General features: G+C 71.1%; 18 protein-coding genes and 1 pseudogene. 15 read left to right on the top strand and 4 right to left on the bottom strand.

The annotated features are described in order from the left end of the window. Nucleotides 1-38: 38 nt before the first annotated feature. From ACFCXS_RS03475 to ACFCXS_RS03430, 10 genes and pseudogenes are all read left to right on the top strand, one after another. The gene (locus ACFCXS_RS03475) at nt 39-1,490 is read left to right on the top strand and encodes a menaquinone biosynthesis decarboxylase (RefSeq protein ID WP_376641402.1); all 1,452 of its coding nucleotides are present in this window, start codon (nt 39-41) and stop codon (nt 1,488-1,490) included. Continuing rightward, on the top strand, nt 1,487-2,389 hold the full coding sequence (mqnP, locus tag ACFCXS_RS03470; protein ID WP_376641401.1) for a menaquinone biosynthesis prenyltransferase MqnP: 903 nt from the start codon (nt 1,487-1,489) through the stop codon (nt 2,387-2,389). Before ACFCXS_RS03475 ends, mqnP begins: the two co-directional genes overlap by 4 nt. A gap of 101 nt (nt 2,390-2,490) precedes the next feature. Continuing rightward, nucleotides 2,491-3,153 (top strand): UbiX family flavin prenyltransferase, encoded by a 663-nt coding sequence (locus tag ACFCXS_RS03465; protein WP_376641518.1) that lies wholly within the window; start codon nt 2,491-2,493, stop codon nt 3,151-3,153. A gap of 54 nt (nt 3,154-3,207) precedes the next feature. Continuing rightward, on the top strand, nt 3,208-3,663 hold the full coding sequence (locus ACFCXS_RS03460; protein WP_376641400.1) for an Lrp/AsnC family transcriptional regulator: 456 nt from the start codon (nt 3,208-3,210) through the stop codon (nt 3,661-3,663). 45 nt (nt 3,664-3,708) lie between these two features. Continuing rightward, nucleotides 3,709-4,872: an aminofutalosine synthase MqnE gene (gene mqnE / locus ACFCXS_RS03455; RefSeq protein ID WP_376641399.1), complete on the top strand. Its 1,164-nt coding sequence runs from the start codon at nt 3,709-3,711 to the stop codon at nt 4,870-4,872. 103 nt (nt 4,873-4,975) lie between these two features. Further along, nucleotides 4,976-5,500, top strand: a complete 525-nt coding sequence (locus ACFCXS_RS03450; RefSeq protein WP_376641398.1) for a GNAT family N-acetyltransferase — start codon at nt 4,976-4,978, stop codon at nt 5,498-5,500. A 102-nt stretch (nt 5,501-5,602) separates the two neighbouring features. Then, on the top strand, nt 5,603-5,902 hold the full coding sequence (locus ACFCXS_RS03445; protein WP_104787322.1) for a DUF4229 domain-containing protein: 300 nt from the start codon (nt 5,603-5,605) through the stop codon (nt 5,900-5,902). Nucleotides 5,903-6,111: 209 nt separating this feature from the next. Next, nucleotides 6,112-6,171 (top strand): annotated as a pseudogene (locus ACFCXS_RS03440) (putative leader peptide); the annotation flags it as partial. A gap of 68 nt (nt 6,172-6,239) precedes the next feature. Further along, a complete protein-coding gene (locus tag ACFCXS_RS03435) occupies nt 6,240-7,550 on the top strand; it encodes a dicarboxylate/amino acid:cation symporter (protein ID WP_376641397.1) in 1,311 nt (436 codons plus the stop codon). A gap of 98 nt (nt 7,551-7,648) precedes the next feature. Further along, entirely contained in the window at nt 7,649-8,314 is a 666-nt protein-coding gene (locus ACFCXS_RS03430) for a TetR/AcrR family transcriptional regulator (RefSeq protein ID WP_376641396.1), read from the top strand. Here ACFCXS_RS03430 and ACFCXS_RS03425 read toward each other — a convergent pair. Both ACFCXS_RS03425 and ACFCXS_RS03420 read right to left on the bottom strand, forming a co-directional pair. Continuing rightward, entirely contained in the window at nt 8,302-9,153 is an 852-nt protein-coding gene (locus tag ACFCXS_RS03425) for a MaoC family dehydratase (RefSeq protein ID WP_376641395.1), read from the bottom strand. The two genes, ACFCXS_RS03430 and ACFCXS_RS03425, sit on opposite strands and share 13 nt — an antisense overlap. Next, on the bottom strand, nt 9,153-10,472 hold the full coding sequence (locus ACFCXS_RS03420; RefSeq protein ID WP_376641394.1) for a 3-oxoacyl-ACP reductase: 1,320 nt from the start codon (nt 10,470-10,472) through the stop codon (nt 9,153-9,155). The genes ACFCXS_RS03425 and ACFCXS_RS03420 overlap by 1 nt, the downstream gene beginning before the upstream one ends. 120 nt (nt 10,473-10,592) lie before the next feature. Between ACFCXS_RS03420 and ACFCXS_RS03415 the strand changes: the two genes are divergently transcribed. From ACFCXS_RS03415 to kstD, 4 genes are all read left to right on the top strand, one after another. Continuing rightward, the gene (locus ACFCXS_RS03415) at nt 10,593-11,882 is read left to right on the top strand and encodes an acetyl-CoA C-acetyltransferase (protein WP_376641393.1); all 1,290 of its coding nucleotides are present in this window, start codon (nt 10,593-10,595) and stop codon (nt 11,880-11,882) included. Nucleotides 11,883-12,123: 241 nt separating this feature from the next. Continuing rightward, on the top strand, nt 12,124-14,043 hold the full coding sequence (locus ACFCXS_RS03410) for an AMP-dependent synthetase/ligase (RefSeq protein ID WP_376641392.1): 1,920 nt from the start codon (nt 12,124-12,126) through the stop codon (nt 14,041-14,043). Between the two features lie 107 nt (nt 14,044-14,150). Continuing rightward, entirely contained in the window at nt 14,151-15,272 is a 1,122-nt protein-coding gene (locus tag ACFCXS_RS03405) for a sugar ABC transporter substrate-binding protein (protein ID WP_376641390.1), read from the top strand. Between the two features lie 228 nt (nt 15,273-15,500). Further along, a complete protein-coding gene (gene kstD / locus ACFCXS_RS03400; RefSeq protein WP_376641388.1) occupies nt 15,501-17,273 on the top strand; it encodes a 3-oxosteroid 1-dehydrogenase in 1,773 nt (590 codons plus the stop codon). 345 nt (nt 17,274-17,618) lie between these two features. Here kstD and ACFCXS_RS03395 read toward each other — a convergent pair whose 3' ends face one another. Both ACFCXS_RS03395 and ACFCXS_RS03390 read right to left on the bottom strand, forming a co-directional pair. Further along, nucleotides 17,619-18,269, bottom strand: coding sequence for a class I SAM-dependent methyltransferase (locus ACFCXS_RS03395; protein ID WP_376641386.1), 651 nt, complete (start codon nt 18,267-18,269; stop codon nt 17,619-17,621). A gap of 133 nt (nt 18,270-18,402) precedes the next feature. Further along, nucleotides 18,403-18,606, bottom strand: coding sequence for a cold-shock protein (locus ACFCXS_RS03390; protein WP_003992177.1), 204 nt, complete (start codon nt 18,604-18,606; stop codon nt 18,403-18,405). 321 nt (nt 18,607-18,927) lie between these two features. On the opposite strand from ACFCXS_RS03390, the gene ACFCXS_RS03385 reads away from it, so the two are divergent. Then, complete coding sequence (locus ACFCXS_RS03385; protein WP_376641385.1) at nt 18,928-19,776, top strand: menaquinone biosynthetic enzyme MqnA/MqnD family protein; 849 nt, start codon at nt 18,928-18,930, stop codon at nt 19,774-19,776. Nucleotides 19,777-20,006: the final 230 nt, after the last annotated feature.

Genomic DNA, 20,006 nt, shown 5'->3' with positions numbered 1-20,006 from the left:
TTCCAGGCCAGGGTAGCGGCTCGGGGATACTGGACCCCATGGCTTACGACGATCTTCGCTCCCTGCTCAGGGCGCTGGAGCGCGAGGGTGACCTCAAGCGCATCAAGGCCGAGGTCGACCCGTATCTGGAGGTCGGGGAGATCGTCGACCGGGTCCAGAAGTCCGGCGGCCCCGCCCTGCTCTTCGAGAACGTGCGCGGGTCGAGCATGCCGCTGGCGATGAACGTGTTCGGCACGGACCGGCGGCTGCTGAAGGCCCTGGGCCTGAAGTCGTACGCCGAGATCACCGAGCGGATCGGCGGGCTGCTGAAGCCCGAGCTGCCGCACGGCTTCGTCGGTGTCCGCGAGGCCTTCGGCAAGCTCGGCGCGATGACGCACGTACCGCCGAAGAAGGTGAAGGACGGGCCCGTGCAGGAAGTCGTCCTGACCGGGGACGACGTCGACCTCGACCAGCTCCCCGCCCTCTTCACCTGGCCGAAGGACGGCGGGTCGTTCTTCAACCTGGGGCTGACCCACACCAAGGACCCGGAGAGCGGCGTCCGCAATCTCGGGCTGTACCGCCTCCAGCGGCACGACAAGCGCACCATCGGCATGCACTGGCAGATCCACAAGGACAGCCGGAACCACTACCAGGTGGCCGCGCGCAGGGGCGAGCGGCTGCCCGTCGCGATCGCCTTCGGGTGTCCGCCCGCCGTGACGTACGCCTCCACCGCCCCGCTGCCGGGGGACATCGACGAGTACCTGTTCGCCGGGTTCCTCGCGGGCAAGCGGATCGAGATGGTCGACTGCAAGACCGTGCCGCTCCAGGTGCCGGCGCAGGCCGAGGTCGTCATCGAGGGCTGGCTGGAGCCCGGTGAGATGCTGCCCGAGGGGCCCTTCGGCGACCACACCGGCTTCTACACGCCGCAGGAGCCCTTCCCGGCGCTGACCATCGACTGCGTGACGATGCGGAAGCGGCCGCTGCTCCAGTCGATCGTCGTGGGCAGGCCGCCGACGGAGGACGGGCCGCTGGGACGGGCGACGGAACGCTTCTTCCTGCCGCTGCTGAAGATCATCGTGCCGGACATCGTGGACTACCACCTGCCGGAGGCGGGCGGCTTCCACAACTGCGCGGTCGTCTCGATCGACAAGAAGTACCCCAAGCACGCGCAGAAGGTGATGCACGCGATCTGGGGCGCGCACATGATGTCGCTGACCAAGCTGATCGTGGTCGTCGACTCCGACTGCGACGTGCACGACCTGCACGAGGTCGCCTGGCGGGCGCTGGGCAACACGGACTACGCCCGCGACCTGTCGATCGTCGAGGGCCCGGTCGACCACCTCGACCACGCCTCCTACCAGCAGTTCTGGGGTGGCAAGGCCGGTATCGACGCGACGAGGAAGTGGCCCGAGGAGGGCTACACGCGCGACGGCGGCTGGCCCGACATGGTCGAGTCGGACCCGGAGACGGCGGCGAAGGTGGACCGCCGCTGGAAGGAGTACGGGCTGTGACCTCCGCTTCCGCCGCGATCCCCCAGCCGGGACGTACCAAGGCCTTCCTCCGGCTGGTGATGATCGAGCACTCGGTCTTCGCGCTGCCCTTCGCCTACATCGCCGCGCTCACGGCGATGTTCCAGTGGGACAAGAACATCCACTGGGGCCGGCTGCTGCTGGTCACCGTGTGCATGGTGGGCTTGCGCACCTTCGCGATGGCGGTCAACCGGATCATCGACCGGGAGATCGACGCGCGGAACCCGCGCACGGCGAAGCGCGAGCTGGTGACCGGCGCGATGTCGGTGAAGCACGCCTGGACGGGCGCGCTGATCGCCCTGGCCGTCTTCCTGGGGGCTGCCGCCCTGCTGAACCCCCTGTGCCTGGCGCTGGCCCCCATCGCGGTGATCCCGATGGTGGTCTATCCGTACGGCAAGCGGTTCACGAACTTCCCGCAGGCCATCCTCGGCCTCGCCCAGGCGATGGGCCCGGTCGGCGGCTGGCTGGCGATCTCGGGAGAGTGGTCCTGGGAAGCGGTGCTCCTCGGCCTCGCCGTGGGCATCTGGATCGGCGGCTTCGACCTGATCTACGCCTGCCAGGACGTGGAGACCGACCGCGAGATCGGCGTCATGTCCGTCCCGGCCCGCTTCGGCATCCCGGCGGCGATCTGGGGCGCCCGCGTCTGCCACACCCTCACCACGGCCCTCTTCGTCTGGTACGCCCTCGCCACCGGCGCCGGCGCCTTCTTCTGGCTGGGGCTGGTGGTCGTCGCCGGAGCGTTCCTCTACGAACACTCGATCGTCCGCCCCCACGACCTCTCCCGAGTGAACCGCGCCTTCTTCAGCGTCAACGGCTTCATCGGCATCGCCCTGTTCGTGTGCGCGCTGCTGGATCTCCTGGCGCGTGGCCTGACGGTGTAGGGGGCAGCTGCCGAGGTCGGCGGCCCCCTGCCGGGAACGACCCGGCCGGTCCTGAACACGGACCGTCACGCCGGTAGGCTCAAGGTGTGAACGCAGGGGAAATGCAGCGCACGCCTTGGATCGTGGGGGTCTCAGGGGCCTCCGGCACGCCGTACGCGGCTGCCGTGCTGCGCGCGCTGCTGGACGCCGGCGAGAGCGTCGACCTCGTGGTGTCCCGGGCCTCCCGGCTCACCCTGCTGGACGAGACCGGGATCTCCTTCCGGGACGCCCACTGGCAGGCGGACCTGCGGGAATGGCTGTCCCGGGGCGCCGACGGCAAGCCGGGCACGTTCTCCGTCGACATCGACGCCGTACGGCACTGGAGCGCCGGCGACCTGGCCGCCGGGCCCTCCTCGGGGTCGTACCCCACCAAGGGCATGCTCATCGTGCCCGCCTCGACGGCGAGCGTGGCGGGTGTCGCGCTCGGGCTGTCGAAGGACCTGCTGCAACGGGCGGCGAGCGTGACCCTCAAGGAGGGCCGCAAGCTCATCGTGGCCGTACGGGAGACCCCGCTGAACGGTCAGACCCTGCGCCACCTGGTCACCCTCGACGACGCGGGCGCGACGGTCGTGCCCGCCTCACCCGCCTTCTACGCGGGCGCGACGCACATCCAGGACCTGGTGGACTTCGTCGCCGGACGCGTACTCGACGCGGCGGGCGTGCCGCACCGGCTCTACCGCCGTTGGCAAGGTGAACTCGGCGGCGGTGCGCACCGCGACGACTGAGCAGCACCCGAACCTCATCGGACTCAACAACTTCAGCGGAAGGCTTCGATCGCAATGGACGCGGTGGACAGGCAGCTCATCCAGGCCCTGAGGGAGAACGGCCGGGCCTCCTACGCGGAGCTGGGACGCCTCGTCGGACTGTCGGGACCCAGTGTCACCGACCGCATCAACCGGCTGGAGGCGGCCGGGGTCATCACGGGCTACCGGGCCACCGTCGACGCCGCCTCGCTCGGCCTCGGCGTCACCGCCCTGATCGGCATCTCACTCACCGACGCCACCGACCACGAGGACGTGGCGCAGCGGCTGAAGGACCTCTCGGAGATCGAGGACTGCTGGTTCATCGCGGGCGACGACTCGTACATGCTCAAGGTGCGGGCGGCGGACGTCGACGGTCTGGAGAAGATGATCCGGCGGCTCAGCGGCATCGAGGGCGTCTCCCGGACGCGTACGACGATCGTGCTCTCCACGAAGTGGGAGAACCGGGTCGGGGAGCTGCCCGAAGAGGAGTAGACGCGTAGTCGTACGGTTGGGACGTCGTCGTAGAAAGGTGTGGGCATGGATCTCGGGCTCAAGCGCGAGCTGGAGGAGAAGGTCAGGGCGGGTGAGCGCCTGACCCGTGAGGACGGCATCGCGCTGTACGAGTCGGACGACCTGGCCTGGCTCGGCGGCCTGGCGCACGAGGTGCGCACCCGCAAGAACGGCGACGTCGTGCACTTCAACGTCAACCGTCACCTCAACATGACGAACGTGTGCACGGCCTCCTGCGCGTACTGCTCCTTCCAGCGCAAGCCGGGGGAGAAGGACGCGTACACGATGCGCATCGAGGAGGCCGTCAAGCTCGCGAAGGCGATGGAGGGCGAGAACCTCACCGAGCTGCACATCGTCAACGGGCTGCACCCGAACCTGCCGTGGCGGTACTACCCGCGGTCGCTGCGGGAGCTGAAGGCCGCGCTGCCGGACGTCTCGCTGAAGGCGTTCACGGCGACGGAGATCCACCACTTCGAGACCATCTCGGGGATGAGCGCGTCGGAGATCCTCGACGAGCTCATCGACGCCGGGCTCGAGTCCCTCACCGGTGGTGGCGCCGAGATCTTCGACTGGGAGGTCCGGCAGCACATCGTGGACCACCGCACCCACTGGGAGGACTGGTCGCGGATCCACCGGCTCGCGCACGAGAAGGGTCTGAAGACCCCGTGCACGATGCTGTACGGGCACATCGAGGAGCCCCGTCACCGGGTGGACCACGTACTGCGGCTGCGTGAGCTGCAGGACGAGACCGGGGGCTTCCAGGTCTTCATCCCGCTGCGGTACCAGCACGACTTCGTCGACATGCAGGACGGCAAGGTGCGCAACCGGCTCCAGGCGCGGACGCAGATGGCGACCGGGGCCGAGGCGCTGAAGACCTTCGCGGTGTCGCGGCTGCTGTTCGACAATGTGCCGCACGTGAAGGTGTTCTGGGTCATGCACGGGGTGCAGACGGCGCAGCTCGCGCTGCAGCACGGGGCGGACGACATGGACGGATCCGTCGTCGAGTACAAGATCACTCATGACGCGGACAACTACGGGACGCCGAACAAGCTGACGCGTGAGGACTTGCTCGACCTCATTCGTGATGCCGGGTTCCGGCCCGTGGAGCGGAACACGCGGTACGAGATCATTCGGGAGTATGACGGGCCCGACCCGGAGCGTCGCGAGTCGCCGCAGCCCATGCGGGTGTGATCGCGGTGGGCTTTCCGCTCGGCGGGAGGCCGCTCACCGGGGGCTGGTGTCGGACCTGAGGGTGACGCGGGCGACGCCCTGTCGTAATAGCTAAGATTGCCGTATGCCCCTTACGCTCACGCTCGAACCCGCCGTCACGCCCGAGCTGCGTGACGGTCTGCTCGACCTGTGGACCGATGTCTCCAACGCCGGCGGAGCCGTCGGATACGTGCCGCCGGTGACGCGGGAGGAGATCCGCCCCGCGCTGGTGAACCACTTCGCGTCGATGGCCGAGGGGCGGGTCAAGCTCCTCGTCGGGCACGACGAGGAGGGGCGGGTCGCGGCGACCGCGTTTCTGACCTTCAACACGCATCACCTGATGACGCACTGGCTCTGGCTGTACACGGTGATGGTGCACCCGCGGCACCAGGGCAAGGGTTATGGCCGGGACCTGCTGGGCGCCGCCGCCGACGCGGCCCGGGGGATGGACGGGATCGAGGCGATCCGGCTGACCTGCCGGGGCGGCCTCGGTCTCGAGCGGTTCTACGAGGCCTGCGGCTACAAGGAGGTCGGGCGCATCCCCGGGGCGATCCGGGTGGCGCCGGGGGAGGACCGGGACGACGTCATCATGCTGCAGCCCCTCGCCTGACCGTCGAAGACCCCCGTGCAGGACCGGCCGCTCGGCGTGCTTCACTGGACGGTGCCCCTTTGGGGTGCGTTCCGGCCGTTCGAAACGGAAGAGTGGATTGAGATGCTCCGCTACACACTGATGCGCCTCGGAGTCTTCGTGGGCTGCCTCGTGGTCGTCTGGGGCGCCGTCTACACCGGCATCGCCCCGCGCGGGCTGGGCAACAGCAACGGGCTGTGGGTCGTCCTCCTCGCCCTGCTGATCTCCGCGCCGATCAGCTTCGTCGTCCTGCGCAAGGAGCGGGACCGCGCGTCCGTGCAGGTCGCGCAGCGCGTCGACCGGATGAAGGCCAACCTGGACGCCAACCGCAGCCAGGAGGACGCCGCCGACGACACGGCCCGCACTCAGGGGCAGACCTCGTAGGTCTCCCCCCGGCGCCCCTTGCGCCCAGCGCCCCTCGCGCGTTCGCTGCGCCCCGTTTCCGTACATGCTCGGAAACGGGGCGCATTGCGTTGTATGGGTGTGTGTGCGTCGTCACCTGTCAAAGAAAGGCTTTGGGGTCCCCAAAGTTCAGGTGTTAAGGTCGTGGTATGAAGTCAGCAGTCGCGCCCCATTCGCCCCTGAGCGCTCCGCTCGTGGCGCGGCTGCACGTGGATCTCTGTCGGTGCGCGTCCGCTTTCTGTCGTTCCTGACGTAACGCAACCCCCCACCGCCCCTCCCACGTCAGCTTTCCTACGCGTCCCCCCAACGGAGTCAGTCCGTGTCCTCACACACGAAGTCCTTCAAGGTGCCCTTCTGGGCCCAGATAATCGCCGGTCTCGTCCTGGGTGTGCTGCTCGGCTGGCTCGCCCGCGACCAGGACGTGTCCTGGCTGACCACCACACTGGAAAAGGTCGGCGACACCTTCATCGGGCTGCTGAAGCTCGCGGTCGCCCCGCTCGTCTTCTTCGCGATCCTGGTCTCGATCACCAACCTGAGGAAGGTCAACAACGCGGCCCGCCTGGCCTCGCAGACCCTCCTCTGGTTCATGATCACCTCGCTGATCGCGGTCAGCATCGGCCTGGTCATCGGCCTGCTGACCAACCCCGGCGCCGGTACCGGCCTCACGCCCAAGGACGGCGGGAAGCCCGAGGACACCGGCTCCTGGATCGACTTCCTGACGGGCATCATCCCGACCGACGTCATCACGCCGTTCACCCAGCTGAACGTGCTGCAGATCGTCTTCATGGCCGCCGTCGCCGGCATCGCGGCCCTCCAGCTCGGCGAGAAGGCCCAGCCGATCCTCACCCTGAGCGAGTCCGTCCTCAGCCTCCTGCAGAAGGCGCTGTGGTGGGTCATCCGGCTCGCCCCGATCGGCACCGTCGGCCTCATCGGCCACGCCATCGCCACCTACGGCTGGGACCTGATCGGCAAGTACGCCACCTTCACCGTCGACATCTACGTCGGCTGCGCGATCGTCCTGTTCGTGGTCTACCCGACCCTGCTCGCCACCGTCGCCAAGGCCAACCCGATCCAGTTCTTCAAGGGCGCCTGGCCGGCGATCCAGCTGGCCTTCGTCTCCCGCTCGTCCGTGGGCACCATGCCGCTGACGCAGAAGGTCACCGAGCGGCTCGGCGTGCCGAAGGAGTACGCCTCCTTCGCCGTGCCGTTCGGCGCGACGACCAAGATGGACGGCTGCGCCGCGATCTACCCGGCCATCGCCGCGATCTTCGTCGCCCAGATCTTCGACATCCAGCTGGGCGTCGGCGACTACCTGCTGATCGCGTTCGTGTCGGTGGTCGGCTCGGCCGCGACCGCCGGTCTCACCGGTGCGACGGTCATGCTGACCCTCACCCTCTCCACCCTCGGCCTGCCGATGGAGGGCGTCGGTCTGCTCCTCGCGATCGACCCGATCCTCGACATGATGCGTACCGCGACCAACGTCGCCGGGCAGGCGCTGATCCCGGTCCTGGTCTCGGCCCGCGAGAACCTGCTCGACCGCGACGCCTACGCCACGGCCGACGGCTCCTCCCTGGACGAGCCGCTCGACGAGCCGCGCGACCGGACCGAGCCGGTCGGCGCGACCGCCTGACGGCCGGACCTGCCGCACGTGTCGCACGGGCCCCCTGAGCGGTCCTCCCCCGGCTTCCCGGGCGAGGGCCTGCCCAGGGGGCCCGTACGCTAAGCGCTATGGGTGCCGTGAAGACCAAGCGGATGCCGCGCGCGGTCCGTGAGCAGCAGATGCTGGACGCCGCCGTGCGGATCTTCGGCCAGCGGGGCTACATGGCCGCGTCGATGGACGAGATCGCCGAACTCGCGGGCGTGTCCAAGCCGTTGGTGTACCTGTACCTCAACTCCAAGGAAGACCTCTTCACCGCCTGCATCCGTCGCGAGGCGAAGGCCCTCGTCGAGGCGGTACGGGCCGGGGTCCGCCGCGACCTGCCCGCCGACCGGCAGCTCTGGGAAGGGCTCGGCGCCTTCTTCGCGCACACCGGCGAGAACCCGGACGCGTGGTCGGTCCTGCACCTCCAGGCCCGTACGCACGGCGAGCCGTTCGCCGCCGAGGTCGCCGCGATGCGCGAGGAGATCGTCGTCTTCGTGACCCAGCTGATCCTGGCCGGCGCCCGCGAGGCCCACCGTGACCCGGATCTGCCGGAGCGCGAGGTCGCAGGGCTCGCCGAGGCGCTGGTCGGCGCCGCCGAGTCGCTCGCCGCGTGGGCCAACGCCACCCCGGGCGTCACGGCCCGCCAGGCCGCGGCCACGCTGATGAACTTCGCCTGGGCGGGACTCGGCGACCTGATGGAGGGGCGGCCCTGGGCGCCTGAGGAGGAGCCGCCGGGCCCTCACGTCGGGTAGACCTCCCCCGTCACATGGATGCGGTCCCGCGGGCCGCGCAGCTCGAACCGGCCGTCCCGCGCCGCGTACGTCACCGTCCCGGGCAGCAGGACCGGAGCCCGGAACTCCGCGCGCAGATGGCACCGGTGGGGGACGTCCCGTGCGGCGAGGCAGCGGGCCACGGTCCACATGCCGTGCGCGATGGCCCGGGGGAAGCCGAACAGCCGGGCCGTGAGCGGGTGCAGATGGATCGGGTTGCGGTCCCCGGAGGCGGCCCCGTAGCGGCGCCCCACATCACCGGCGAGCCGCCACTCGTCGACCGGGGGGAGCGGCTCCCGCGCCTCCGGCTCCCGGGAGGCCGCGGACAGCCGGTGCGTGCGGTGCCGGGCCAGGTACGTGCTGCTCGACTCCCATACGACGGCACCACCGCGGCGCACCTCGGTGACGACCGTGGCCTCCGTGCCGCGCCGGTGGGGAGCCAACCCCTCCACGTGCACGCCGAGTTCGTACTCTCCGCCGGGCGGCATCCGCTCGTGCCGGGTGACGGTGATCGACGTGTGGACCAGGCCGAGCAGCGGCAGCGGAAAGTCCCGGCCGCTCATCAGCCGCATGGCCAGGGGGAATCCGAGCACGTGCGGATAGGTCACCGGCAGTTCGTCCTCCCCGACGGGGAACCCGCAGGCCCGCTCGTAGGCCGCGAGCCGGGCGAGGTCGACGCGCACGCCGGGCAGGACGAGCCGGGTACGGGGGAACTCCGCTTCGGGACCGGGGCGTTTGAGGGGGGACAGCAGGGCACCGCGGGCCAGGAGCGGGGCGAGGGAAGGGGGCCGGGCGAGGGTGAGCGCGGTGAAGTCGGCCATCACGCCCCCAGCAGGCTCTGGCCGCAGACGCGGACGACCTGGCCGTTGACCGCGCCCGAGGCCGGGTGGGCCAGCCAGGCGGTGGTCTCGGCGACGTCGGCCGGGAGGCCGCCCTGCGCGAGGGAGTTCATCCGGCGGCCCGCCTCGCGGATGAACAGCGGGACGGCCGCCGTCATCTTCGTCTCGATGAAGCCGGGTGCGACCGCGTTGACCGTCACGCCGTGCTCGTCGAGCGCGCGCGGCGCGAGGGAGCGGACCAGGCCGACGACACCCGCCTTGCTCGCGCCGTAGTTGGTCTGGCCGGCGTTTCCGGCGATCCCCGCGATCGAGGCGGTGGCCACGATCCGGCCGCCGCGCCTCAGCGTGCCCTCCTTGAGCAGGGCGTCCGTGGTGCGCAGCACGCTCGCCAGGTTCACCTCCAGCACGGAGATCCAGCGTTCGGCGGGCATGTTCACCAGGCGCCGGTCACGGGTGATGCCCGCGTTGTGGATCAGCACGTCAAGGCCATCGGGAAGGGCCTCGGCGATCCGGGCACCCGCGTCGGCGGCCGTCATGTCGAGCGCCAGCGCGGTGCCGCCGAGCCGTTCGGCGACGCGCCGGGCGTCCTGCTCGGCCTGCGGCACGTCGAGCACCACGACCCGGGCCCCGTCCCTCGCCAGGGTCTCGGCGACCGCTTCGCCGATGCCCCGGGCGGCGCCGGTGACCAGAGCGGTGCGGCCGGACAGCGGGCGGTCCGGGTCGGCGGGGGTCGGCTCTTCGGTGGCCGGCTCCCGGGCGGCTCCCACCTCGATCACCTGCCCGCTGACGTAGGCCGACTTGGGCGACAGCAGGAAGCGCAGGGTGGACTCCGCGGCGGCGGCGTCCGTGAGCCGGACCAGGTTCACCGTCCTGCCCCGGCCGATCTCCTTGCCGAGGGAGCGCGTGAAGCCCTCCAGGGCCTGCTGGGCCGCGGCCTGGTGGTGGTCGGCGGGGTCGAGCGGCGCGCCGAGCACGACCACGCGTCCGCTCGATGCGACCGACCGCAGGACGGGGTGCAGTGCGGCGTGCACCTCCGCCAGGGCTTCGACGTCCCGCACCCCGGTCGCGTCCAGGACGACGGCGGCCGTGCTGCCGGAGCCGGCCGGGCCGATTCCCGTACGGGCCAGGGCCGGAGCCAGGTCGAGGGCGGAGCGGCCCGCCGTGAGGTGCAGCAGGCCGCCGTCCAGGGTGGGGCGCTCGGCGGACCAGCGGGTCAGCGCCGCGGGCTGCGGCAGCCCGAGCCGACGGGTGAGGAAGCGGCCGGGCGCGGTGCCGGTCAAGCGCAGATAGCGGTCGGCCATGGACGACTCCCAGTTCCCGAGGACGGCTCACGAAGCCCCACTCCTGCTTACTCTGGAGTAAGGTTACCGGGGGTAATGCTACGTCACGGACGAGGAGCGGGTCGAGATGAGCTGGTCGAGATGAGTTCCCAGCAGCTGTCGCAGTCGGTGCGGCGCGTGGCGGTCGTCGGCGGGGCCCGCATCCCCTTCGCCCGTTCCGACGGCCCCTACGCCACCGCCTCCAACCAGCAGATGCTCACCGCCGCCCTGGACGGCCTCGTCGAACGGTACGGGCTCCAGGAGCCGGGCGTGGTGGGCGAGTTCGTCGCCGGGGCAGTGCTCAAGCACGCCCGCGACTTCAACCTCGCCCGCGAGACCGTCCTCGGCTCCCAGCTCCACCCGAGCACCCCCGCCTACGACGTCCAGCAGGCCTGCGGCACCGGACTCCAGGCCGTCATCGCCGCCGCCAACAAGATCGCCCTCGGCCAGACCGGGTCCGCCGTCGCGGGCGGTGCCGACACGGCCAGCGACGCCCCCCTCGGCGTCAACGACTCCCTGCGGCGCATCCTGCTGGAGGTCCGCCGCGCCAAGTCGCCCGGCGCCCGCCTGAAGGCCCTGGCGAAACTGCGCCCGGGCCACCTCGTGCCCGACATCCCGCGCAACGCCGAGCCGCGCACCGGCCTGTCCATGGGCGAACACGCCGCCGTCACCGCCCGCGCCTGGGGCATCGCCCGCGAGGCGCAGGACGAACTCGCCGCCACCAGTCACCGGCGGCTCGCGGCGGCGTACGAACGCGGCCTGTTCCAGGACCTCGTGGTCCCCTTCCGCGGACTGGCCCGCGACCAGAACCTGCGCCCCGGCTCGACGGTGGAGAAACTGGCGTCCCTGAAACCCGTGTTCGGGCTCGGCCACCCCGAGCCGACCATGACGGCGGGCAACTCCACCCCGCTGACGGACGGCGCGGCGACCGTCCTGCTGGCGAGCGAGGAGTGGGCCCGCGAGCGCGGGCTGGAACCGCTGGCGTACCTCACCGCGTACGAGACGGCCGCCGTCGACTTCGTCGGCGGTGACGTGGCCGACGGCGAGGACGGACTGCTCATGGCACCCGCGTACGCGGTCCCGCGCATGCTGGAGCGGGCCGGGCTCGGCCTGGACGACTTCGACCTCGTCGAGATCCACGAGGCGTTCGCCTCCCAGGTGCTGGCGACGCTCGCCGCCTGGGAGAAGCGGGGCCTCGGCAGGGTCGACCGCGCCCGGCTGAACGTCGCCGGATCCTCCCTCGCCACCGGCCACCCCTTCGCCGCCACCGGCGCCCGGATGGTCGCCACCCTGGCCGGACTCCTCGCCGAACGGGACGCCCCCGCCCGCGGGCTGATCTCCGTCTGCGCGGCGGGCGGACAGGGGGTGACGGCCGTCCTGGAGCGTGCCTGAGGGCAACGGTGTGCAGAACCTGAAAGCCCCTCACGTAATCCACGAGATTGCACAGGCCTGGCTCCGGACCATTCCCGAACCCGCACAAACCCGCCACGTCAGCGCCGTACGATCCCGTTCCTACCGTCAGTAACCCCTTAAGGGCCTCTCAGGGGGGATTGAGCCGGTTGAGCGCCTCGGCGTGCGAGGCACGTACGTCATGCAGCAAGCAGTCCTTCGCTGCACGCCCCAGGAGCCGCCCGTGTCCACTGCGTATCCCTCCTCCGCCTACGGCGACGCCTACGGGGGGCCGAGGCTCGTCGAGCCCGAGGTACGGCGGCTGGACGGGGCGGTCCGGGAGGCCTCCGTCCCGGCGCTGGCCCCGCCGTGGGCCCACGGGTCGCTCGCCGACCTGCCCTTCGACAACGCGAGCGCCCACCCGGACTCCGTGGCACTCAGCCGCAAGGACGCCGACGGCAACTGGAGCGACGTCACGGCGGCACGGTTCGCCGACCAGGTGAGAGCCGTCGCGAAGGGCCTGATCGCCGAGGGCCTGATGCCGGGCGACCGGATCGCCGTGATGGCCCGCACCATCTACGAGTGGACCGTCCTGGACTTCGCCGCCTGGGCGGCCGGACTGGTCACCGTCCCCGTCTACCCCACCTCCTCCGTCTTCCAGGCCCGCTGGATCCTCCAGGACTCCGGCGCGGTCGCCCTGGTCACCGAGACCGCCGCACAGGCCGCCGCCCTCGGCCCCGAGCGGGAACGGCTGCCCGACCTCCAGCACATGTGGGTCGTGGAGAAAGGCCACGTCAACCGGCTCGCCGAGGCCGGGGCGCACCTGCCCGACCAGGAGGTCGAGGTGCGGCGCGGCATGCTCGGCCCCGACACCCTCGCCACCCTCGTCTACACCTCGGGCACCACGGGCCGCCCCAAGGGCTGCGCGCTCACCCACGGCAACTTCTTCGCCGAGGTCGACAACGCCATCGAGCTGCTCTACCCCGTCTTCCGGGCCAGGACCAGCGAAGAAGCCTCCGTCCTGCTGTTCCTGCCGATGTCCCACGTCTTCGGCCGCATGGTCGCCATCGCCTGCATCCGCGCCCGCGTCCGGCTGGGCCACGCCCCGAGCATCAAGGCCGACCACCTGCTGCCGGACCTCGCCAGCTTCCGGCCGACCTGTCTGCTGGCCATCCCGTACATGCTGGAGAAGGTCTTCAACTCGGCCCGCGCCAAGGCCGAGACGGGCGGCCGGGCCTCGTCGTTCGACCGCGCGGTGGCCGTGGCGCAGCGCTACGGAGAGGCCCTGGAGGCCCAGCAGACGGGCACCGGACCCGGCCCCTCCCGCGCCCTCAAGACCGCCCGGGCCTTCTACGACCCCCTGGTCTACCGGCGCCTGCGCAACGCCATGGGCGGCAGAGTCCGCTACGCCATCTGCGGCGGCTCCCCGCTCGGCCGCCGCCTCGCCGCGTTCTACGCCGGTGCCGGCATCGAGATCTTCGAGGGCTACGGCCTGACGGAGACCACCGGCGCGAGCACCGTCACCCCGCCCCTGAAACCCCGGCTCGGCACCGTCGGCTGGCCGCTGCCCGGCACCCGCGTGCGCATCGCCGCCGACGGGGAGATCCTCGTCGGCGGCGACCACGTGCTGCGCGGCTACTGGGACCCGCAGGCCGGCGGCGTCGTCCCCGCCGCACCCGACGGCTGGCTCGCCACCGGCGACCTCGGCGAACTGGACGACGAGGGCTACCTGACGATCACCGGCCGCAAGAAGGAACTGCTGATCACCGCGGGCGGCAAGTCCGTCGCCCCGGCCCCGCTGGAGAACTGGCTGCGCTCCCACCCGCTGATCTCCCAGTGCCTGGTCCTGGGCGACGGCCGGCCCTTCGTCTCCGCCCTGATCACCCTCGACCCGGAGGGCATCACCCACTGGCGCCAGATGAACGGCAAACACCCCGTGCCGGCCACCCTCCTCGTCGACGACGAGGAACTGCGCGCCGTCCTGCAACGCGCCGTCGACGAGGCCAACAAGCTGGTCTCCCGCCCGGAGTCCATCCGCCGCTTCGCCATCCTCCCCGAGGACCTCACGGAGGAGGCCGGCCATCTCACCCCGTCGATGAAGCTCCGCCGGGAGGCCGTGCTGCGCGCGTTCGCCACGGAAGTAGAGGGTCTGTACGCCCGGTGATTCACCTTTGCGATGTCTTCACACGTGGTTCTTGACGACGCACGGCGTCTGCCCGTTGGCTTTCGACCACCTCGTCACGATGCTCCCCCCATCGGAAGGCACCACCAGTGATAGCGCGTAACACCCGTCAGGCCGCCGTGCGGCGCATCTCCATCGCCCTGGCGGTCTCCGTGTCGGCCCTGTCCCTCGCCGCCTGCGGCGACGGTGGGAGTGACGACGCCGCCGCCAAGAAGGGCAACGACATCACGGTGGGCCTGCTGCTGCCCGACCGGGACACGGCACGCTTCGAGAAGTTCGACTACCCGCTGATCAAGGAGGAGGTCGCCGAGCTCACGGAGAACAAGGGGACCGTCCGCTACGCCAACGCCGAGGCCAGCGTGGCCAGACAGAGCGAGCAGTTCCAGAAGATGATCGCCGACAAGGTGGACGTCATCCTCGTCGACGCGCTGAACTCCAAGAGCATCGCCACCGACGTGCAGAAGGCCAAGGACGCCGGCATCCCGGTCATCGCCTACGACCGGCTCGCCGAGGGCCCCATCGACGCCTACGTCTCCCACGACAACGAGCTCGTCGGCCAGGTCCAGGGCCGCGCCATCATGGGGGAACTCGGCGACAAGGCCCAGAAGAGCAAGGTCGTCATGATGAACGGCGACCCGGCGGACCCCAACACCGCACGCTTCAAGGACGGCGCGCTCAGCGAACTCCAGGGCCAGGTCGACATCGTCGCGCAGTACGACACCAAGGAGTGGAAGCCCGCGATCGCCAAGGCCAACATGAAGAAGGCGATCCAGAAGGTGGGGCTGAACAACATCGCCGCCGTCTACTCGGCCAACGACGGCATGGCCGGCGCCGTCATCGAGGCGCTGAAGGAGGCCGGAGCCACCAGGATGCCGCCGGTCACCGGGCAGGACGCCAACCTCGACGCGGTGCAGCGGGTCGTCTCCGGCGAGCAGTACATGACCGTGTACAAGTCCTTCCTGCTGGAGGCGACCAACGCCGCGAAGATCGCGGTGGCCAAGGTCCAGGGCCGGGCGATCGAGTTCGCCGCGCTGACCCGGGACACGGTCGACAGCCCGACGCAGAAGAACATCCCGGCGATGCTGGTGCCGGTGGTCGCCCTCACCAAGGACAACATCAAGGACACGGTGATCACCGACGGCGTGTACACCATCAAGGACATCTGCACCCCGAAGTACAAGGCGGACTGCGCGGCCATCGGCCTGGAGTAGCGGACGCGGCGCGTGGGGCCGTCGAATCCGGGTTGCGGGGTTCCTCTTCGTCGTCCGCGGGCTGCCGGTGGCTGATCGCGCAGTTCCCCGCGCCCCTGGAAGAAGGACGTTGCCCCGGCGCAGGTTCGGGTGGTGGACGCGCGGTGGGTGCCGCACGGGTCTTGACTTCGCAAGGGCCGCGCGCGACATTCCCCACCCCTTTCGCGTTCACGTCGGGCTGGAGCGGCCATGACCACACCCACGGACACCCCGGGCACCGCCGGAGCCCCGTCCCGAAGACGACTGCTGGCCGGGGCCGCCGGCGCCGGGCTCGCGGTCGCCGCGGGAGTGCAGCAAGGCGCCCGGGCGGCCGACTTACCCCCGCTCGGGACGTACGACGTCGTCGTCATCGGCTCCGGCGCCGCCGGCATGACAGCCGCCCTGACGGCCGCCCGCCAGGGCCTGAGCTGCGTCGTGGTGGAGAAGGCTCCGACCTTCGGCGGCTCGGCGGCCCGCTCGGGCGCCGGGATCTGGATTCCCAACAACTCCGTGATCCTCGCGGCCGGGGTCCCGGACACCCCCGCGAAGGCCGCCTCCTACCTCGCCGCGGTCGTCGGCCCGGAGGTCCCCGCCGACCGGCAGCGGGCCTTCCTGACCCACGGCCCGGCGATGATCTCCTTCGTCATACGGAACAGCCCCCTGCGGTTCCGCTGGATGGAGGGCTACAGCGACTACTACCCCGAGCTGCCCGGCGGCCTGCCGAACGGCCGCTCCGTCGAACCGGACCAGCTCGACGGCAACCTCCTGGGCACCGAACTGGCGCACCTCAACCCGCCGTACATGGACGTCCCCGCCGGCATGGTCGTCTTCAGCGCCGACTACAAGTGGGTCGCCCTGGCCGCCGTGAACGCCCGGGGCGCGGCCGTCGCCGCCCAGTGCCTCGCCCGCGGCGCGAAAGCGGCGACGCTCGGCCAGAAGCCCCTGACGATGGGCCAGGCGCTGGCCGCGGGCCTGCGGGCCGGCCTGCGCTCGGCCGGGGTCCCGGTGTGGCTGAACACGCCCCTGACGGACCTGCACGTCGAGAACGGCGGCGTGACGGGAGCCGTCGTCACCCGCGACGGCGCACCCGGACTGCTCCGCGCCCGCCGGGGCGTGATCGTCGGCTCGGGCGGCTTCGAGCACAACGCGGCGATGCGGCAGCGCTTCCAGCGGCAGCCCATCGGCACGGAGTGGACCGTCGGGGCGAAGGAGAACACCGGCGACGGCATCCGGGCGGGGGAGCGGCTGGGCGCGGCGCTCGACCTGATGGACGACGCCTGGTGGGGCCCGGCGATCCCGATCCCCGGGCAGCCCTACTTCTGCCTCGCCGAACGCACCCTGCCCGGCGGGCTGCTGGTGAACGGCGCGGGCCGCCGCTTCGTCAACGAGGCCGCGCCCTACAGCGACGTCGTGCACACCATGTACGACGAGCAGGGGGCGATCCCGTCCTGGCTGATCACCGACCAGAACTACCGCAACCGGTACCTCTTCAAGGACGTCCTGCCGGCTCTGCCGTTCCCCGACGCCTGGTACGACTCCGGCGCCGCGCACAAGGAGTGGACCCTGGACGCGCTGGCGGCCTCGATCGGCGTCCCGGCGGCGGCCCTGCGCACCAGCGTGAACCGCTTCAACGCCCAGGCGCTCCAGGGCGAGGACCCCGACTTCCACCGCGGCGACAGCGCCTACGACCACTACTACACGGACCCCTCGGTCGTCCCCAACCCCTGCCTCGCGCCCCTCTGGCTCCCCCCGTACCACGCCTTCCGCATCGTCCCCGGCGACCTCGGCACCAAGGGCGGCCTCCGCACGGACGCCCGCGCCCGGGTGCTGAGGGAGGACGGCTCCGTGATCCCGGGCCTGTACGCGGCGGGGAACGCGAGCGCGGCCGTGATGGGCCACAGCTACGCGGGCGCGGGGTCGACGATCGGCCCGGCGATGACGTTCGGGTACATCGCGGCGAGGGATGCCGCGGGGGTGCTGTAGTCCGTGCGTCTCCTGGCCGGAGGGCGGCGGTCCAAGGGCTGAGCGTGAGCCGGTCGCGGTGCGCCTGGGGGGTGAGCGTGGGTCGGCCGTGGTGCGCCTGGGGGGGAGCGTGGGTCGGTCGTGGTGCGCCTGGGGGGTGAGCGTGGGTCGGCCGTGGTGCGCCTGGGGGGAGGGGGAGCGTGGGTCGGTCGTGGTGCGCCTGGGGGGAGGGGGAGCGTGGGTCGGTCGTGGTGCGACTGAGGGGTGAGCGTGGGTCGGCCGTGGTGCGCCTGGGGGCATCCGCGGCCGGTCACGGGGCCACACCCGGGGCGTCGCGCGTGGGGCTGCGGCGATGCCCCGGGCGGTTCAGTCCCCCGGCTTGCGCGCCACGAGGCTGGCCTGGGCGACCGGCTCGCCCTGTGCCTCGTCCGGCTCCCGCACCGTCGTGGCGCGGACGGTGAAGCCGGCGCCGCTCAGCAGGGCGGCGACACGCTCCGGCCGGCGCCGGCGGAAGGTCAGGGACACCTGGTGCCCGAAGGCCTCCTCGTAGCGGCGGGGCTCGTCACCGCACTGGAAGCCGAGAAGCAGATGGCCGCCGGGACGCAGGACGCGGTGGAAACCGGCGAAGAGGGCGGGCAGGTGCTCCTCGGGCGTGTGGATGATCGAGTACCAGGACACGACACCGTCGAGCGAGCCGTCCGGCAGGTCGAGCTCCAGCATCGAGCCGTGCACGAACCGCAGGCCCGGGTGCTCGCGGCGGGCGATCGTGAGCATCGACTCCGACAGGTCGAGCCCGAACACCGACAGCCCCCGGGACGCCAGGTACGCCGTCACCCGCCCGGGCCCGCACCCCAGGTCCGCGACCTCGCCGCCCGCGCCCACGAGCTCAGCGAAGCCGTGGAGCACGCCCCGGTCGAGCGGCGACCCGGGCCGCAGGTCGTCGAAGTGGACGGCGTACTCCTCGGCCACCGTGTCGTAGAAGGTGCGGGTCTCGCTCACGAAGTCGGCGTCGGTCATGGCCACAGACCCTAGCGCGGCGTCGCGGCGCCGCCCTTCGGCCGGAATTCACCGGGAATTCATCGGGCGCAAGGGCCCGGAAAGGGCAGGAGCCCCGTCGCCTTGCGGCGCGGGGCTCCTTGGGTACTGCAAATCAGACCGGCGTGACGTTCTCAGCCTGCGGGCCCTTCGGACCCTGCGTGACGTCGAAAGACACCTGCTGGTTCTCCTCGAGCGAGCGGAAGCCGCTCGCGTTGATCGCGGAGTAGTGGACGAAGACGTCGGGGCCGCCGCCCTCCTGGGCGATGAAACCAAAGCCCTTTTCGGCGTTGAACCACTTCACGGTTCCGGTAGCCATAAGCCCTCCTTGGGCCCAAAAGGGTTGCCCTGCTCCAGAACCAGCAAGTGTGAAGATGAATTCCGCACAAGTGCATATGTCTGAGAATGACGAGAGCCCGCGGTCACATGCTCCGCAGGCTCTGTACTGCAAGGGAAACCAAACTGCAACTTGCGATGAGCCTAGCACGCAGGCTGCGGAATGCAATAGGGGTCAAGATCACGTCACCCGAATGTTTGAACATCCCTCCGCCGACTGGCCGAGAGGGCGCCCGCAAGGGGCTCGCACCCCGACGGCGGGGTCGCGCGCCGGTCCGTACGCCGTGAGGGCTAGCCTCACGATGTGGACAATCCTCGCACCCGGCCGCGCGTCGGCCACATCCAGTTCCTGAACTGCCTGCCCCTGTACTGGGGGCTCGCGAGAACGGGCACGCTCCTCGACTTCGAGCTCTCCAAGGACACCCCGGAGAAGCTCAGCGAGAAGCTGGTGCAGGGCGAACTCGACATCGGTCCGATCACCCTCGTCGAGTTCCTCCGGCACGCCGACGATCTGGTCGCCTTCCCCGACATCGCCGTCGGCTGCGACGGCCCGGTCATGTCCTGCGTGATCGTCTCGCAGGTCCCGCTGGACCGTCTGGACGGCGCCCGCGTCGCCCTCGGGTCGACCTCCCGCACCTCCGTCCGCCTCGCCCAGCTGCTCCTCGCCGAGCGCTACGGCGTCCAGCCGGACTACTACACCTGCCCGCCCGACCTGAGCCTGATGATGCAGGAGGCCGACGCCGCCGTCCTCATCGGCGACGCGGCCCTGCGCGCGAACATGCTCGACGGGCCCCGCTTCGGCCTGGAGGTGCACGACCTCGGCGCGCTGTGGAAGGAGTGGACGGGCCTGCCGTTCGTCTTCGCGGTCTGGGCGGCCCGCCGCGACTACCTGGAGCGCGAGCCGGTCATCACCCGCCGGGTCCACGAGGCCTTCCTCGACTCCCGCAACCTCTCCCTGGAGGAGGTCGGCAAGGTCGCCGAGCAGGCCGCCCGCTGGGAGACCTTCGACGAGGAGACCCTCGCCCGCTACTTCACCACCCTCGACTTCCGTTTCGGCGACCCGCAGCTGGCCGCGGTCGCCGAGTTCGCCCGGCGGGTCGGCCCGACGACCGGTTTCCCGGCGGACGTGAAGGTGGACCTGCTCCAGCCGTGAGCCGGGCGGTGCTCCCGCACTGCTCTGCTGGGTGGTGCGGGCGCACCGGGACCGGAGGCGCCCCCACTTGCAGGCTCGGGACGTCCGGACCGCCGCCGGCGATGCGGTCGCCCTCCCCACCTGTGCCCCCTGTTCCGCCCGAGAGGGCAGGGGCGCGGGGAGCGCTGCCGGCGGAGGCGGGCGACAGCGGTCGCTGGCCGATCGATGCCGCCGTTGCCAGGGATGCAGCG

Origin of the sequence: Streptomyces sp. NPDC056373, from assembly GCF_042262425.1 — a bacterium.
Classification (GTDB): domain Bacteria; phylum Actinomycetota; class Actinomycetes; order Streptomycetales; family Streptomycetaceae; genus Streptomyces.
The sequence above is the reverse complement of the archived record's forward strand: the minus strand, read 5'-3'. Positions and strand labels throughout refer to the sequence as shown.

Bases quoted from the DNA above. Each gene is read 5' to 3' on its own strand.
- ACFCXS_RS03475 (WP_376641402.1), top strand. From the start codon at position 39: ATGGCTTACGACGATCTTCGCTCCCTGCTCAGGGCGCTGGAGCGCGAG.
- ACFCXS_RS03465 (WP_376641518.1), top strand. From the start codon at position 2,491: ATGCAGCGCACGCCTTGGATCGTGGGGGTCTCAGGGGCCTCCGGCACG.
- ACFCXS_RS03460 (WP_376641400.1), top strand. From the start codon at position 3,208: ATGGACGCGGTGGACAGGCAGCTCATCCAGGCCCTGAGGGAGAACGGC.
- mqnE (WP_376641399.1), top strand. From the start codon at position 3,709: ATGGATCTCGGGCTCAAGCGCGAGCTGGAGGAGAAGGTCAGGGCGGGT.
- ACFCXS_RS03450 (WP_376641398.1), top strand. From the start codon at position 4,976: ATGCCCCTTACGCTCACGCTCGAACCCGCCGTCACGCCCGAGCTGCGT.
- ACFCXS_RS03445 (WP_104787322.1), top strand. From the start codon at position 5,603: ATGCTCCGCTACACACTGATGCGCCTCGGAGTCTTCGTGGGCTGCCTC.
- ACFCXS_RS03430 (WP_376641396.1), top strand. From the start codon at position 7,649: ATGGGTGCCGTGAAGACCAAGCGGATGCCGCGCGCGGTCCGTGAGCAG.
- ACFCXS_RS03425 (WP_376641395.1), bottom strand. From the start codon at position 9,153: ATGGCCGACTTCACCGCGCTCACCCTCGCCCGGCCCCCTTCCCTCGCC.
- ACFCXS_RS03420 (WP_376641394.1), bottom strand. From the start codon at position 10,472: ATGGCCGACCGCTATCTGCGCTTGACCGGCACCGCGCCCGGCCGCTTC.
- ACFCXS_RS03415 (WP_376641393.1), top strand. From the start codon at position 10,593: ATGAGTTCCCAGCAGCTGTCGCAGTCGGTGCGGCGCGTGGCGGTCGTC.
- kstD (WP_376641388.1), top strand. From the start codon at position 15,501: ATGACCACACCCACGGACACCCCGGGCACCGCCGGAGCCCCGTCCCGA.
- ACFCXS_RS03395 (WP_376641386.1), bottom strand. From the start codon at position 18,269: ATGACCGACGCCGACTTCGTGAGCGAGACCCGCACCTTCTACGACACG.
- ACFCXS_RS03390 (WP_003992177.1), bottom strand. From the start codon at position 18,606: ATGGCTACCGGAACCGTGAAGTGGTTCAACGCCGAAAAGGGCTTTGGT.